This window comes from Enterobacter sp. BNK-29, from assembly GCF_048684785.1.
Taxonomy (GTDB): Bacteria; Pseudomonadota; Gammaproteobacteria; order Enterobacterales; family Enterobacteriaceae; genus Enterobacter; species Enterobacter cloacae_M.
The window spans coordinates 3,904,208-3,917,959 of the sequence record NZ_JBLQTU010000001.1; the positions used below are offsets into that span (position 1 = coordinate 3,904,208).

11 protein-coding genes and 1 other RNA gene are annotated in these 13,752 nt (G+C 57.0%); 6 read left to right on the plus strand and 6 right to left on the minus strand.

Annotated features, from left to right (window positions below):
* On the plus strand, nt 1-2,376 hold the full coding sequence (locus tag ACMGGX_RS18680; protein ID WP_348560975.1) for a glycoside hydrolase family 3 N-terminal domain-containing protein: 2,376 nt from the start codon (nt 1-3) through the stop codon (nt 2,374-2,376).
* Nucleotides 2,377-2,381: 5 nt separating this feature from the next.
* Here ACMGGX_RS18680 and rprA read toward each other — a convergent pair.
* Together rprA and ydiK are read right to left on the minus strand one after the other, a co-directional pair.
* Nucleotides 2,382-2,489, minus strand: an RNA gene (rprA, locus tag ACMGGX_RS18685) — antisense sRNA RprA.
* A gap of 209 nt (nt 2,490-2,698) precedes the next feature.
* Complete coding sequence (ydiK, locus tag ACMGGX_RS18690; protein WP_023311319.1) at nt 2,699-3,814, minus strand: AI-2E family transporter YdiK; 1,116 nt, start codon at nt 3,812-3,814, stop codon at nt 2,699-2,701.
* Nucleotides 3,815-4,013: 199 nt separating this feature from the next.
* Here ydiK and ACMGGX_RS18695 point away from each other — a divergent pair, with 199 nt between their 5' ends.
* The 3 genes from ACMGGX_RS18695 to ACMGGX_RS18705 all read left to right on the plus strand — a co-directional run bounded on the left by ACMGGX_RS18695 (nt 4,014) and on the right by ACMGGX_RS18705 (nt 7,757).
* Nucleotides 4,014-7,070, plus strand: a complete 3,057-nt coding sequence (locus ACMGGX_RS18695; protein ID WP_059445193.1) for an FAD-binding and (Fe-S)-binding domain-containing protein — start codon at nt 4,014-4,016, stop codon at nt 7,068-7,070.
* The gene (menI, locus tag ACMGGX_RS18700) at nt 7,067-7,477 is read left to right on the plus strand and encodes a 1,4-dihydroxy-2-naphthoyl-CoA hydrolase (protein WP_023311321.1); all 411 of its coding nucleotides are present in this window, start codon (nt 7,067-7,069) and stop codon (nt 7,475-7,477) included. The genes ACMGGX_RS18695 and menI overlap by 4 nt, the downstream gene beginning before the upstream one ends.
* Before the next feature lie 85 nt (nt 7,478-7,562).
* On the plus strand, nt 7,563-7,757 hold the full coding sequence (locus ACMGGX_RS18705; RefSeq protein WP_003857766.1) for a YdiH family protein: 195 nt from the start codon (nt 7,563-7,565) through the stop codon (nt 7,755-7,757).
* Between the two features lie 88 nt (nt 7,758-7,845).
* Here the strand turns inward: ACMGGX_RS18705 and fdhF are convergent, their stop codons facing one another.
* From fdhF to ycgZ, 4 genes are all read right to left on the minus strand, one after another.
* Nucleotides 7,846-9,996, minus strand: a complete 2,151-nt coding sequence (gene fdhF, locus ACMGGX_RS18710; RefSeq protein ID WP_420298710.1) for a formate dehydrogenase subunit alpha — start codon at nt 9,994-9,996, stop codon at nt 7,846-7,848.
* A 191-nt stretch (nt 9,997-10,187) separates the two neighbouring features.
* The gene (locus ACMGGX_RS18715; RefSeq protein ID WP_420298711.1) at nt 10,188-10,466 is read right to left on the minus strand and encodes a biofilm/acid-resistance regulator YmgB/AriR; all 279 of its coding nucleotides are present in this window, start codon (nt 10,464-10,466) and stop codon (nt 10,188-10,190) included.
* 29 nt (nt 10,467-10,495) lie between these two features.
* Nucleotides 10,496-10,816 carry a hypothetical protein gene (locus ACMGGX_RS18720; protein WP_126794387.1) on the minus strand — a complete coding sequence of 107 codons (321 nt, stop codon included), beginning with the start codon at nt 10,814-10,816 and terminating at the stop codon, nt 10,496-10,498.
* Nucleotides 10,817-10,820: 4 nt separating this feature from the next.
* Nucleotides 10,821-11,060, minus strand: a complete 240-nt coding sequence (gene ycgZ, locus ACMGGX_RS18725) for a regulatory protein YcgZ (protein ID WP_029739771.1) — start codon at nt 11,058-11,060, stop codon at nt 10,821-10,823.
* A gap of 336 nt (nt 11,061-11,396) precedes the next feature.
* On the opposite strand from ycgZ, the gene ACMGGX_RS18730 reads away from it, so the two are divergent.
* Nucleotides 11,397-12,617: a diguanylate phosphodiesterase gene (locus ACMGGX_RS18730; protein WP_420298712.1), complete on the plus strand. Its 1,221-nt coding sequence runs from the start codon at nt 11,397-11,399 to the stop codon at nt 12,615-12,617.
* Nucleotides 12,618-12,805: 188 nt separating this feature from the next.
* A complete protein-coding gene (locus ACMGGX_RS18735) occupies nt 12,806-13,534 on the plus strand; it encodes a MerR family transcriptional regulator (RefSeq protein WP_033145300.1) in 729 nt (242 codons plus the stop codon).
* Nucleotides 13,535-13,752 lie beyond the last annotated feature (218 nt).

Genomic DNA, 13,752 nt, shown 5'->3' on the forward strand with positions numbered 1-13,752 from the left:
ATGACGACTATCTATAAGGACGCGGGACGTCCCGTGCACGAGCGCGTCGCCGATTTACTGGCGCGCATGACCCCGGAAGAGAAGTTCGCCCAGATGCACGCGTACTGGCTGATCCTCGATGAAAACGGTAACCACCGCGAGCGCAGCGACCTCAGCGACGAATTCGCCGGCGTGAGCGAGCAGGCTGCGCTTAGCGAACGGCTTAAGCTGGGCGTCGGGCAGATCACGCGGCCGCTGGGCACCCACATCGTTGACGCGAAAACCGGCGTGCGCGCGGCGAATCGCCTGCAGCGCATGATGATGGAAGAGACGCGGCTCGGCATTCCGGCGCTGTTTCATGAAGAGTGTCTGGTGGGGCTGCTGTGCAAAGACGCCACCCTGTTCCCGTCGTCATTGAACTACGGTTCGACCTGGGATCCGGAGCTGGTGCAGCGGGCGGCAGAGCAGATCGGCAAAGAGGCGCGCTCCGTCGGCTGCCAGCAGGGGCTTGCGCCGGTGCTGGACGTGTCCCGAGACGTGCGCTGGGGGCGAACCGAAGAGACCTTCGGGGAAGATCCCTGGCTGGTGGGCGTGATGGCGACCGCCTACGTGAAGGGCTTACAGGGCGATAAGCGCGACCTGCTGGCAACCCTGAAACATTACGTGGGTCATTCGTTCAGCGAAGGAGCACGCAACCACGCGCCGGTCCATCTGGGGTTCAGCGAGCTGAACGACACCTTCCTGCTGCCGTTTGAAATGGCGGTCAAGCTGGCAAACGCCGGTTCGGTTATGCCCGCGTACCACGATATTGATAACCAGCCGGGGCACAGCGACAGCTTCCTGCTGACCACCGTCCTGCGCGAGCAGTGGGGGTTCGACGGGATTATTGTGGCGGACTACGGCGGCGTCAGCCTGCTGCACCAGCACCATGGGATTTCCCACGACGCGGCGGAATCTGCCGCGCTGGCGTTCAACGCCGGGCTGGACGTTGAGCTGCCGAAAGATGACTGCGCGCGGCATCTGGCGGAAGCGGTAGAGCGCGGGCTGATCTCTATGGCGAAGGTCGATGAGATCGTGGCGCGTACGCTGACGGAAAAATTCCGCCTTGGCCTGTTTGAGAACCCGTACGCGGATGAAAACGGTATCGATCTGCAAAACGATATGACCCGCCGGGCCGCGCGGGAGGTGGCGACGAAATCGCTCACGCTGCTGGAAAATAACGGCATTTTACCGCTCGGCGGCAAACCTCGGGTCGCGGTAGTGGGGCCGACGGCAGACGATCCGCTGGCGTTACTAAGCGGCTACAGCTTCCCGGTGCATTTGATCATCAGCGATATGGTGGAAGAGACCTCGCAGGTCACGACCCCGCGCGCGGCGCTGGAGCAGTATCTCGGTGCTTCGAACGTCCGCTATGCCAAAGGGTGCCACATCATCGAAAAACGGATGGCGGGCGCGCCGGTCTTCCCGGGCGACAGCGGCGGCAAACCGATGCAGCAGTCACCGGTATCGCAAAGTACCGCTCTGATCCCCGAGGCCGTGAACGCCGCGCAGGAGAGTGATGTGGTGGTGGCCTGCGTGGGCGATCTCGCCGGGCTGTTCCAGAGCGGTACCGTGGGGGAAGGTTCCGATACCGATTCCCTGAACCTGCCGGGCGTGCAGCAACAGCTGCTGGAAGCGCTGGTCGCCACCGGTAAACAGGTGATTGTCGTGATGACCGGTGGGCGTCCATACAACCTGCAGGGTCTGGAAGACAAGGTCGCGGCGCTGATGATGGCCTGGGCGCCGGGGCAGGAAGGGGGCTGGGCGATTGCGGACGTGTTAACCGGACGCGCGGAGCCGCAGGGTCGCCTGGTGGTGAGCGTGCCGAAAAGCGCCGGGGCGATGCCGTATTACTACAATCACAAGCTCAAAAGCGGCGGTACGCCGTTTGCGTTCCATTTCGGTTCGCGTTACCCGTTTGGCTTCGGCCTCGGCTGGACGACGTTTAGCTGGAGTGCAGCCCGCGTCGCCGAAAGCAGCGTGCCGGTAGACGGTGAGGTAACGCTGAGTGTGGATATCACCAATACCGGGGAGCGCAGCGGCAGCGAGGTGGTGCAGGTTTACGTCAGGGATAAGGTCGCCACCCAGGTGCGGCCGCTTCAGGAGCTGAAGGCCTTCCAGCGCGTCACGATCTCGCCGGGAGAAACCGCCACGCTCGTCTTTACGCTGCCGGTTGAGATGTTCAACTTCACCCGTCGCGACGGAAAACGCATCGTTGAGCCGGGCGAGTTTGAGCTGCAGGTTGGCGCATCGTCGACGGATATCCGCGAGGCGGTGACGGTCAATGCGACAGGGGAAACGCGGGTGCTGCCTGCTGAGTGGCGGATGCTCAGTACCTGTGAGGTCAGACGCGCGTAGTCAGGATAAAAAAAAGCCCATCGTGGGAGATGGGCAAAGACTACACACAGCAATTCGTTGTTTCACTCAGGGGATTTCCATGCTTATAAATCAAGGTGTTGATTTATAACCGTGTGCTAATAGTAGGCATTGTGTTATTTAGCGTCGATCGGATTCGTCTCAATAGTTTAAGAGACGTAAAGATTTCTTGAGGTTATTTGAAGACATACTGCTGAAAAGGTGGGTCTGACCAGTGGGTAATGAATAAATACTTTAGCAGTGTTTAAGTATCATGCGGGAGAGTGTAGGCCGGGTGAGCGTTAACGCTACCCGGCAGCATACCTTAATGCGTGTTCTTCTCTTCCAGCTCTTCCAGTTCGCTCAAAATCACGTCCGGGTCAGTTCCCGGCGGCGGAATTTCATGCACCCAGGCAGAGAACAGACGCCAGGTGACGGCGAGCAGCACCGGGCCAATAAACAGGCCAATCATGCCAAAGGCAATCAATCCGCCAATGACCCCGGAGAGGATCAGGATCAGCGGCAGGTCTGCGCCCATGCGGATGAGGATCGGACGAATGACGTTATCCATGGTGCCGACCACGCAGCTCCAGACCAGCAGCACCGTTCCCCACGTGGTATCGCCCGTCCAGTAGAGCCAGATAATGCTGGGGACCAGCACCAGCAGCGGTCCCAGCTGTGCAAGACAGGTCATCAGCATGACAACGGTGAACACGGTGGCGTACGGTACGCCGGAAATTGCCAGACCGATCCCGCCCAGCACCGCCTGCACCAGCGCGGTGACCACCACGCCCAGCGCAACCGCGCGCACGGCCTGTGCGGCCAGCAGCACCGCTGCGTCACCGCGTTTGCCCGCCAGGCGGGTGGCAAAGTGACGAACGCCTAAAGCCACCTGCTCGCCGCGCCAGTAGAGCAGGGCGCTGAAGAGCAGCATCAGGGTACAGTGCATCATAAAGCGGCCGATATGCGCCGCCTGACCGACAAACCAGGTGGTGGTGGTGCCAATGTACGGGCGGACTTTTGCCATCAGCGCGCTGCCGCCCATCTCCAGCAGGCTATGCCAGCCGCTGTAGAGTTTTGAGCCCACCACCGGAATGCTGTTCAGCCAGGCGAGATCCGGCAGCGTCAGGTCACCGCTGCTAATGGCGCGAATAACCGGGCCACTGGAATCCACCAGGCTATTCACCAGCAGGGCAATCGGAATAATAAACAGCAGGAACAGCAGAAGCGTCATGACCAGCACGGCGAGCCCGCGGCGGCCAAACAGCAGCTTCTGCAAGCGCAGCAGCAAAGGCCACGTGGCAACGACAACGGTCGCAGCCCACGCAAAGCCGAGAATAAAGGGTTGAACAATCCACAGACACGCAATAATCATGAGGGCCAGAAACAGCACCGACAGCAAAATTTGCGCAACATCCCTGGGCTGGCGAAGATTGACCATAAATGAAACTTTCCTTAAAAGAACGCCAGTACAACTGGCGGGAACGGAAAACCGCGTCTCTTTAATCATTAATGATCTCAGCGGTTTTTAACAGGCGAATTCTGCCTGTAATTCAGCAGAGATTATAAGAAAAAAATGTGATAAAACTTTTAAGATACACGCAAACGATTTCATACAACTCTAATTAGGGTCGACAGTCATGATCCCACAGATTTCTCAGGCACCTGGCGTCGTTCAGCTGGTGCTTAATTTTTTGCAAGCACTGGAGCAACAGGGTTTTACAGGTGATACCGCCACGAACTATGCCGACAGGCTGACGATGGCGACCGATAACAGTATCTACCAGCTTCTTCCCGATGCCGTGGTTTTCCCCCGTTCAACGGCCGACGTCGCGCTTATCGCCCGGCTGGCCACGCAGGAGCGGTTTGCCTCGCTGGTCTTTACGCCGCGCGGCGGCGGCACCGGGACCAACGGTCAGGCGCTGAACCAGGGCATCATTGTTGATATGTCGCGCTATATGAACCGCATCATTGAGATCAACCCGGAAGAGGGGTGGGTGCGGGTCGAAGCGGGCGTCATCAAAGATCAGCTTAATCAGTATCTCAAGCCTTACGGTTACTTTTTTGCCCCTGAGCTTTCCACCAGCAACCGCGCGACCCTTGGCGGGATGATTAACACGGATGCCTCCGGGCAGGGCTCGCTGGTCTACGGTAAAACCTCCGATCACGTGCTGGGCGTGCGTGCGGTGCTCCTGGGCGGCGATATCCTCGATACCCAGCCGATGCCGGTCGAACTGGCGGAAACGCTGGGCAAAGACAACACCGCCAGCGGGCGCATCTATCGCACCGTGCTGGAACGCTGCCGCGACAACCGCCAGCTTATTCTCGATAAATTCCCCAAACTGAACCGCTTCCTGACCGGGTACGATCTGCGACACGTCTTCAACGATGACCTGACCCAGTTTGATTTAACCCGCGTGCTGACCGGCTCCGAAGGAACGCTGGCGTTTATTACCGAAGCGCGGCTGGATATCACCCGGTTGCCGAAAGTGCGCCGTCTGGTGAACGTCAAATATGACTCCTTCGACTCCGCGCTGCGCAATGCGCCGTTTATGGTGCAAGCGCAGGCGCTGTCGGTGGAAACCGTCGACTCTAAGGTGCTCAATCTGGCCCGGGAAGATATTGTCTGGCACTCCGTAAGCGACCTCATTACAGACGTGCCGGACAAAGAGATGCTCGGTCTCAACATTGTGGAATTTGCCGGCGATGATGCGGAGCTGATTGAGCGTCAGGTCACCACGCTCTGCCAGCGGCTGGATGAGCTGATTGCGCAGGGTGAAGGCGGCGTGATCGGCTGGCAGCTCTGTAACGATCTGGCCGGGATTGAGCGTATCTATGCGATGCGTAAAAAGGCCGTGGGCCTGCTCGGCAATGCGAAAGGGGCGGCGAAGCCCATTCCCTTTGCCGAAGATACCTGCGTGCCGCCCGAGCATCTGGCGGATTATATCGTGGAGTTTCGCGCCCTGCTGGACAGCCACGGCCTGAGCTATGGCATGTTCGGCCACGTCGACGCCGGGGTACTGCACGTGCGTCCGGCGCTGGACATGTGCGACCCGCAGCAGGAGATCCTGATGAAGCAGATCTCCGACGACGTGGTGGCCTTAACCGCCAAATACGGCGGTCTGCTGTGGGGGGAGCACGGGAAAGGGTTCCGCGCGGAGTACAGCCCGGCATTCTTTGGCGAACAACTCTACGCGGAATTGCGTAAGGTGAAAGCGGCGTTCGACCCGCATAACCGCCTCAACCCGGGTAAAATCTGCCCGCCTGAAGGCGTAGACGCGCCAATGCTGCAGGTGGATGCCGTCAAGCGCGGCACCTACGACAGGCAGATCCCTATTGCGGTGCGCTCGTCCTGGCGCGGCGCGATGGAGTGCAACGGCAACGGCCTGTGCTTTAACTTTGATGTGAAAAGCCCGATGTGCCCGTCGATGAAAATCACCAGCAACCGTATCCACTCGCCGAAAGGGCGGGCGACGCTGGTGCGCGAGTGGCTGCGTCTGCTGGCCGACCGCGGGGTGGATCCGCTCAAGCTGGAGCAGGAGCTGCCGGAAAAACGGGCCAGCCTGCGCTCGCTGATTGAGCGCACCCGCAACAGCTGGCATGCCAACAAAGGCGAGTATGATTTCTCCCATGAGGTGAAAGAGGCGATGTCCGGCTGTCTGGCCTGTAAAGCCTGCTCCACCCAGTGCCCGATTAAAATCGACGTGCCGGAATTCCGCTCGCGTTTCCTGCAGCTTTACCACACCCGATACCTCCGCCCGGTGCGCGACCATCTGGTGGCGACGGTGGAAAGCTACGCGCCGCTGATGGCGCGGGCGCCAAAGACCTTCAACTTCTTTATCAACCAGCCGCTGGTGCGCAAGCTCTCCGAAAAACACATCGGCATGGTCGATCTCCCACTGCTGTCGGTCCCGTCTCTGCAGCGCCAGCTAGTCGGTCACCGTTCGGCGAACATGACCCTGGAACAGCTGGAGGCGCTCGCTCCGGAGCAAAAAGCGAATGTGGTGCTGGTGGTGCAGGATCCGTTCACCAGCTACTACGATGCGCAGGTCGTGGCCGATTTCGTCCGTCTGGCGGAGAAAGTGGGTTACCAGCCGGTTGTGCTGCCGTTCTCTCCCAACGGCAAGGCGCAGCACATTAAGGGGTTCCTGAAGCGATTTGCGAAGACAGCGCAGAAAACGTCTGACTTCTTAAACCGCGTGGCGCAACTCGGGATACCGATGGTCGGCGTGGATCCGGCGCTGGTGCTTTGCTATCGCGATGAATACAAGCAGACGCTGGGCGATAAGCGCGGCGATTTCAACGTCATGCTGGTGCACGAGTGGCTGCCGGTGGCGCTGGCAGATAAGGCCGTTCAGGATGTCAGCGGTGAACCCTGGTATCTGTTCGGCCACTGCACGGAAGTGACCGCGCTGCCGGGTGCCCCCGCGCAGTGGGCGTCCGTTTTTGCCCGCTTCGGTGCGAAGCTGGAGAGCGTCAACGTAGGCTGCTGCGGGATGGCCGGAACCTACGGACACGAAGTGAAAAATCACGCCAACTCGCTCGGCATCTATGAGCTGTCCTGGCATCAGGCGATGCAGCGTTTGCCGCGAAACCGCTGTCTGGCGACGGGCTACTCCTGCCGCAGCCAGGTAAAACGGGTAGAAGGTAACGGTGTGCGTCACCCATTGCAGGCTTTACTGGAGATAATTGGATGATCTGGAAACGTGCCGTGACGCTGCAGGCGCTGAACGCCATGGGCGAGGGGAATATGGTTGGGCTGCTGGATATTCAGTTCATCCGAATTGGCGACGATGAAATTGAGGCCACCATGCCCGTCGACAGTCGCACCCACCAGCCGTTTGGTTTATTGCACGGCGGTGCCTCCGTCGTGCTGGCCGAAACGCTGGGCTCGGTGGCGGGGTATCTCTGTACCGAAGGAGAGCAGAAGGTTGTCGGGCTCGAGGTGAATGCTAACCACATTCGCTCGGTGCGCAGCGGGCGCGTGCGCGGTGTGTGCCGCGCGCTGCATGCCGGAAGCCGCCATCAGGTGTGGCAAATAGATATTCTCGATGAGCAGGATCGCCTGTGCTGCTCGTCGCGGCTGACCACGGCGGTTGTGTAAAGTTTTCAGATGTTTTGCCTTTGGTCAAAAACTAGCCAGTCCGTTGTGATATACTGGTCAGGTTTTGTACATAAGCGAGGACATCATGGATACTGAAATAACCCCAACACAGCTGGCAATTGAATATTTACGTCGCGATAAGAGCAACCTGTCTCCGGCGCAGTATCTGAAAAAGCTGAAACAGCTTGAGCTGGAATTTACAGATTTGCTGGCGCTCTCTTCGAATGAACTGAAAGAAGAGATCTACTTTGCCTGGCGGTTGGGCGTTCACGTCCATTGAGTACATGAGAGTAAAAGGGCCGCGAGTGCGGCCTTTTTTGTGTCTGAAATTCAGTATCGGGCGGCGGTGAGGCCACCCGGCATTGTCTTCAGACATTCACCGCGTTAATCAGCCGCGACTTCATGGACTGATACGCCGACGCCGCAAAATCCTCCGCCCAGCGCTGGTCCTCAATCGCCTCCAGTTGCACCGCGCAGTACTTCGTTTCCGGCGTTTTGGAGATGGGGTCGAGGTTGTCCTGGGTCAGCTCGTTGCAGGCGCCAATCCACCATTGATAGGTCATGTAGACCGCTCCGGCGTTGATACGCTCGCTAATGCTGGCGCGGGTAATCACTTTGCCGCGACGCGAACGCACCCAGACCAGCTGGCCCTCCGAGATGCCCAGCTTTTCCGCATCGGCTGGGTTCATTTGCACCCGGCCCGGCTCATCGGCCAGGCTTTGCAGCGCGGCGCAGTTCCCGGTCATCGAGCGGCAGGAGTAGTGTCCCACTTCACGAACCGTACACAGCACCAGCGGGAAATCCGCGTCCGGAGTTTCTGCCGGCGCGCGCCACGGGGCGGCAAAGAGCTGCCCTTTACCGGTTGGGGTGTCGAACTGATTATCTTTATACAGGTACGGCGTTCCCGGATGATCCAGCGTCGGGCACGGCCACTGCACGTGGCCCATCTCGCCCATTTTTTCATACGTCACGCCGTAGAAGAGCGGGCACAGCTCACGCATCTCATCCCAGATCTGCTGGTTGTCGTCATAATGCATCGGGTAGCCCATCTCGGTGGCGAGCAGGCTGATGATTTCCCAGTCGCGCTTCACGTTGCCGCTGGCCTCAATGGCTTTGCCAAAACGCTGGAACCCGCGATCGGCACAGGTAAAGACGCCGCCGTGTTCACCCCAGGAGGTGGCAGGAAGCAGGACGTCCGCCACTTCTGCCGTTTTGGTCATAAAGATGTCCTGAACCACCACAAAGTCGAGCGCCTCAAAACCGCTGCGAACGAGACCGAGATCGGCTTCGGTCTGAAGCGGATCTTCCCCCATGATGTAGTAGGCCTTGACCTTGCCTTCCAGCGCCAGATGGGGCACCTCGGTAATGCGCGTTCCGACCCGATCGTCCATTTTATTGACGTCAATTCCCCAGGCATCGGCAAACTTCTGCCTGACCGCCGGATCGGTCACATCCTGATAGCCCGGGAACATATTCGGCAGAACGCCCATATCGCAGGCGCCCTGAACGTTGTTTTGTCCGCGCACCGGCCCGACGCCGACGGCAGGGCGCCCGAGGTTGCCGGTCAGCAGCGCCAGGCTTGAAAGCCCTTTGACCACATCCACGGCCTGACCAAACTGGGTTACGCCCATCCCCCACATCACGGTAGCGGAAGGGGCTGCCGCGAAGGTGCGCATCGCCTGACGAACGTCGCGGGCGGGAATGCCGGTAAGATGCTCAACCTTCTCCGGCGCATAGTCTTTCACCGTCTGGCGATAGGCCTCAAGCCCCTCGGTAAAGCGCGCCACGTAGCTTTTGTCGTAGAGCTCCTCCTCCAGCAGCACGTAGCCAAAGGCGTTTACCAGCGCCATGTTGCTGCCGTTTTTCAGCTGCAGATGCTGGTCGGCGATGCGCGCCGTTTCAATACGCCGCGGATCGCAGACGATAATTTTCGCGCCGTTTTCCCGCGCTTTCAGCACGCGTCGGGCGACGATAGGGTGGGAGTCCGCGCAGTTATAGCCAAACACCAGCAGGCATTTTGAGTTTTCAATATCGTTGATTGAGTTGCTCATCGCGCCGTTGCCGAGCGTTTCCTGTAAACCGGCCACGGAAGGGCCGTGACAAACGCGCGCGCAGCAGTCCACGTTGTTGGTGTTCAGCACCGCGCGGGCAAATTTTTGCATTACATAGTTTGTTTCATTGCCGGTTCCGCGAGAGGAGCCGGTGGTCATGATCGACCGCGGCCCGTGCTGCGCTTTAATGCTGCTGATCCTGTGGGCGGTGTAGCGGATAGCCTCTTCCCAGGTAACGGGAGTAAATGCCTCGCCTTTGCGGTAGCGGATCATCGGCTGGGTCAGGCGCGGGGTGAGCAGACGGGTATCGTTGAGGAAGTCCCAGCCGTAAAAGCCTTTCAGACACAGGGTACCCTGGTTTGTGACGCCTTCTGCGGCTTCGGCACGGATGATACGGTTATTTTCAACGACAAGGTTTAATTTACAGCCTGCACCGCAGTAGGGGCAGACGCTGGCGATCTTTTTCATCAATAACAGACCTGTTAAGAAATGAAGCAAAGTTGACTGGAAAACCCAGTCCCGTAAGCAGAGGTAAGCAGGAACCGTGCCAGGTTGGCTTAGCTGATTTAACAGGGTGTTAAGCGGGGAAGACGCGTGTCATCGTCAGAACATTCGTCAGTTTTGACGATGACACGAAAGCAGGATGAGTGGCCGTGAAATTACAGGTCGTCCATGGTGTAGCCCACGACAATTTCCAGCGTCTTGCGAATCACATCCGCCTGGACAACATCGTGGGTCGCTTCCAGCGTCTGAATGAGCCAGAGGATTATCGCTTTGTTGGTCAGATGGCCTTCGGAGGCCAGAACACAGCGTACTGCAGTAGAAAAAACAGCGGACTCTTCAGCAAAACGATCGCCTGCGTGACGGAAATATTCCGACAGCGCACTGTCTAAAAAAGCAGAGTGGTATTCGGGTTGAAGCTGAATATTTTGTCTCATTTGTTCTCACCGTAGCTGTTAAATTGCAGTCAATGTATTTTTTTGGGGTCGGACGGTTTTCCACTTCCAAATAACGGCACTACATTGTCTCTGTTATCGTTGAGAGGTCCCTCTCTGTTCGTTCGTCCTTGCGCGGTTCTGCGACGTTTAAAGGCGATGCTGTTTGAGCCGATCTCGGCAATCACCACCGCAAGTGTCTCCCGCCGCCGGGGATCCTTTTCATGTTCTTTCATAACCCGCAGACGCTGCAGCAATCCTTCGGTTGTTACAGGCCCCCGCTCTTTCAGAAGAGAGAGAACGGCTTCACCGATAAGCTGGTCGATCAGTCGGTCTGCGTCACTGCTATTCATCACGTTATCGTTCGAAGAGCAGACCAAGCAGCATGTGGTAGTGCTCTTCCTCTTCCGGACCATCGGCCCTTTCGAGGCGGCTGAGCAGCTTGGTACAGAGCGATTTGCGATTCAGGTTTCGCCCGTCGCTGAGGATTTCGACAACTACCTGGCCCAGCGTCTCCTGCTGGGTGGGAAGCGCAGCCTTTTCGAAGTACTGTGCGATCGCTGCTGCGGAATCTGTGGCGTAACCTTTCTGCTGCATGTTTCGCTCCTGTAAAATTTTGTAATCACTAACGTTACAATTAAGGTATACACAATTCTTAAATCTGTACACTTAAAATGTACAGATTTTTAATATTTTTATGGTGTATTTTATAAATTGCTTTATTTTCATATGGTTAATTGGTTGGTTTTAACCGGTAATGTTACAGGATATATTGTACAAAAAGGTCTGACACTGGTAAGTTGTACAGCGCAGAAAAATGTTTCATTAACTGCCGTAAATGATTGAGATGTAAATTATTTGTCAGGCAATGAATGTGCTATAAATGATACTTATCCACCTTTTTGTGGCCAAAACCCTAACCCCAGGAATCGCATGCTCACAACCATCATTTACCGCAGCCATATCTGCGAGGACGTTCCAGTGAAAGCGCTGGAAACCATGGTCGCTGCAGCAAATAGTAAAAACCGGCAATCCAACGTCACGGGGATCCTGCTGTTTAACGGCACACATTTTTTTCAGCTGCTTGAAGGGCCAGTGGAACACGTCTCTGCCATCTATGAGCAGATCTGCAGCGACCCGCGCCACCATAACGTGGTGGAGCTGATGCGCGATCACGGACCTGTCCGGCGTTTTGGCAACGTGGGCATGGAGCTTTTTGATTTGCGCCACTTCGACAGGGACGAAGTGCTGCAGCAGGTGCTCAACAGGGGGACGACACGCTATCAGCTGACGTATAACGACCGCCCGCTGCAGTTTTTCCGCACCTTTGTCGAGGCCACGGAAAAAGCGAACTATTTTGAACTGCCGCCTGCGGATTCCTGGGAGTTCGTTCGCGAGGAAACGCGTTTGTCCGCGCAGCCCGAAGTGGTCGCGAAAGGGGCGGATTGCAGCTTTGCGTTCCAGCCGATAGTCGATCCGTTTATGCAGCAGGTCGTCTCCTGGGAGGCGCTTCTCCGCACGCCTGACGGCGGCGCTCCGGGAGATTACTTTGCTAATCTGCCGCATGACGAGGTGTATGCCTCTGATTTACACAGCAAGCAGGTGGCGCTCTCCATGGCCAGCGCGCTGGGGCTCCAGGACCAGACGTTATCCCTCAATCTGCGGCCCATGACGCTGGTCAATATTCCCAACGCCGTGGATTTCCTGCTCACCGCGATTGAAGCTAATGGGTTTGTCCCCGAGCAAATTGTGGTGGAGTTCACCGAGAGTGAAGCCATTTCCCGTTTTGATGACTTCACGGACTCGGTCAGGCAGTTAAAAAGCGCGGGTATCAGCGTGACGATCGATCACTTTGGCGCCGGTTTTGCCGGGCTACAGCTGCTGGCGCAGTTCCAGCCGGACAGAATTAAGATTAATCGCGATCTGGTCGCGAACGTGCATAAAAGTGGCCCCCGGCAGGCCATTATTCAGGCGATTATCAAATGCTGCTCCTCGCTTGAGATCCAGTTCTGCGCGGTAGGAGTAGAGAAGGCTGAAGAGTGGATGTGGCTGGAGTCCGCCGGGATTTCCCAGTTCCAGGGACATCTTTTTGCCAGCCCGCGACACGGCGGTATTCCCGCGATTGCATGGCCGGAGAAAAAGTTCGACTTCTGATAAAGCTGTACACATTACGGCAGAGTTAACTGTACGAATGGTAAATTTTATACAACAATGTATTAACAGGTGAAGAGGGGAGAAGCCCATTCACCTGAGCAAAATGCGGTCTTAGTTATACAAATGGTGTGTACAATCTGATAAGGTTGGTGCAGTTAGGTATGGAAGTTCTGAGCGTGAGGGAGTTAATGGCCTATTACAGTATCGGCGAAGTGGCCGAACGATGCGGTATCAACCCCGTTACGCTGCGTGCCTGGCAGCGCCGTTATGGATTGTTGAAGCCGCAGCGCAGCGAAGGGGGGCATCGTCAGTTTGACGATGAAGATATCCTCCGCATAGAAGAGATCAAGCGACTGATGAAAAGCGGCGTCTCGGTCGGAAAAGTCAAAGCCTTGCTGGAAAACAAAGAAGTATTGACTCAGGGCAACTGGGTATCGTTCCAGGAAGAGATGATGACCGTTCTGCGTTACGCCAGCCCGGCAAAGCTGCGCGCCAAAATGGGCGAATTCCGCCGCGATCACGCGATAGATGCGCTGATTGACAATATTATTTCTCCCGTTCGTCAGCGCATGAATCAGGATCAAAACACCGTGCGTCACATGGCGAGCCTGTTTGACGGCGTCCTGATCGAATTCGCGATTGCAAGCCTGGCGGAATCCCGCAAAAAAGCCGGTAAAGACGCCCTCCTGATTGGCTGGGAATGCGATGACCGCACCCACCTGTGGCTGGAAGCCGCGCGCTTATCGCAGAAGGGCTGGCACATTGACGTCCTGGCGGAACCTATTGATTCGCCGCGTCCTGAACTGTTCCCTGGGCAAAAAATCTTCGTCTGGACGGGGAAATCCCCAACGCCTCGCCAGCAGGAACAGCTCGACCACTGGCGTGAACAGGGGTTTGCTGTCTCATTTCATCACTGATCGTCAGAGGCCCAGAGGGCCTTTTTTTGTTTTAGTCATTTACTGAGCAAAAGCTATCTCAAAAATAGGCATTTCCGATGCATATTTTATTTTTCTCTTCCCCGTCATAACTGCCGCGATGAAATGCATTATTAATCAATGTATTGAACAAATACATCCATCCTGACTGCATCCTCTCACAGGGTCTATGCTTAATAAAAGTAGGCAAAAAGGGCGGT

Coding starts and splice junctions, on each gene's coding strand:
- ACMGGX_RS18730 (WP_420298712.1), top strand. CDS start 11,397: ATGCTCACAACCATCATTTACCGCAGCCATATCTGCGAGGACGTTCCA.
- ACMGGX_RS18735 (WP_033145300.1), top strand. CDS start 12,806: ATGGCCTATTACAGTATCGGCGAAGTGGCCGAACGATGCGGTATCAAC.
- ACMGGX_RS18680 (WP_348560975.1), top strand. CDS start 1: ATGACGACTATCTATAAGGACGCGGGACGTCCCGTGCACGAGCGCGTC.
- ydiK (WP_023311319.1), bottom strand. CDS start 3,814: ATGGTCAATCTTCGCCAGCCCAGGGATGTTGCGCAAATTTTGCTGTCG.
- fdhF (WP_420298710.1), bottom strand. CDS start 9,996: ATGAAAAAGATCGCCAGCGTCTGCCCCTACTGCGGTGCAGGCTGTAAA.
- menI (WP_023311321.1), top strand. CDS start 7,067: ATGATCTGGAAACGTGCCGTGACGCTGCAGGCGCTGAACGCCATGGGC.
- ACMGGX_RS18715 (WP_420298711.1), bottom strand. CDS start 10,466: ATGAGACAAAATATTCAGCTTCAACCCGAATACCACTCTGCTTTTTTA.
- ACMGGX_RS18720 (WP_126794387.1), bottom strand. CDS start 10,816: ATGAATAGCAGTGACGCAGACCGACTGATCGACCAGCTTATCGGTGAA.
- ACMGGX_RS18705 (WP_003857766.1), top strand. CDS start 7,563: ATGGATACTGAAATAACCCCAACACAGCTGGCAATTGAATATTTACGT.
- ACMGGX_RS18695 (WP_059445193.1), top strand. CDS start 4,014: ATGATCCCACAGATTTCTCAGGCACCTGGCGTCGTTCAGCTGGTGCTT.
- ycgZ (WP_029739771.1), bottom strand. CDS start 11,060: ATGCAGCAGAAAGGTTACGCCACAGATTCCGCAGCAGCGATCGCACAG.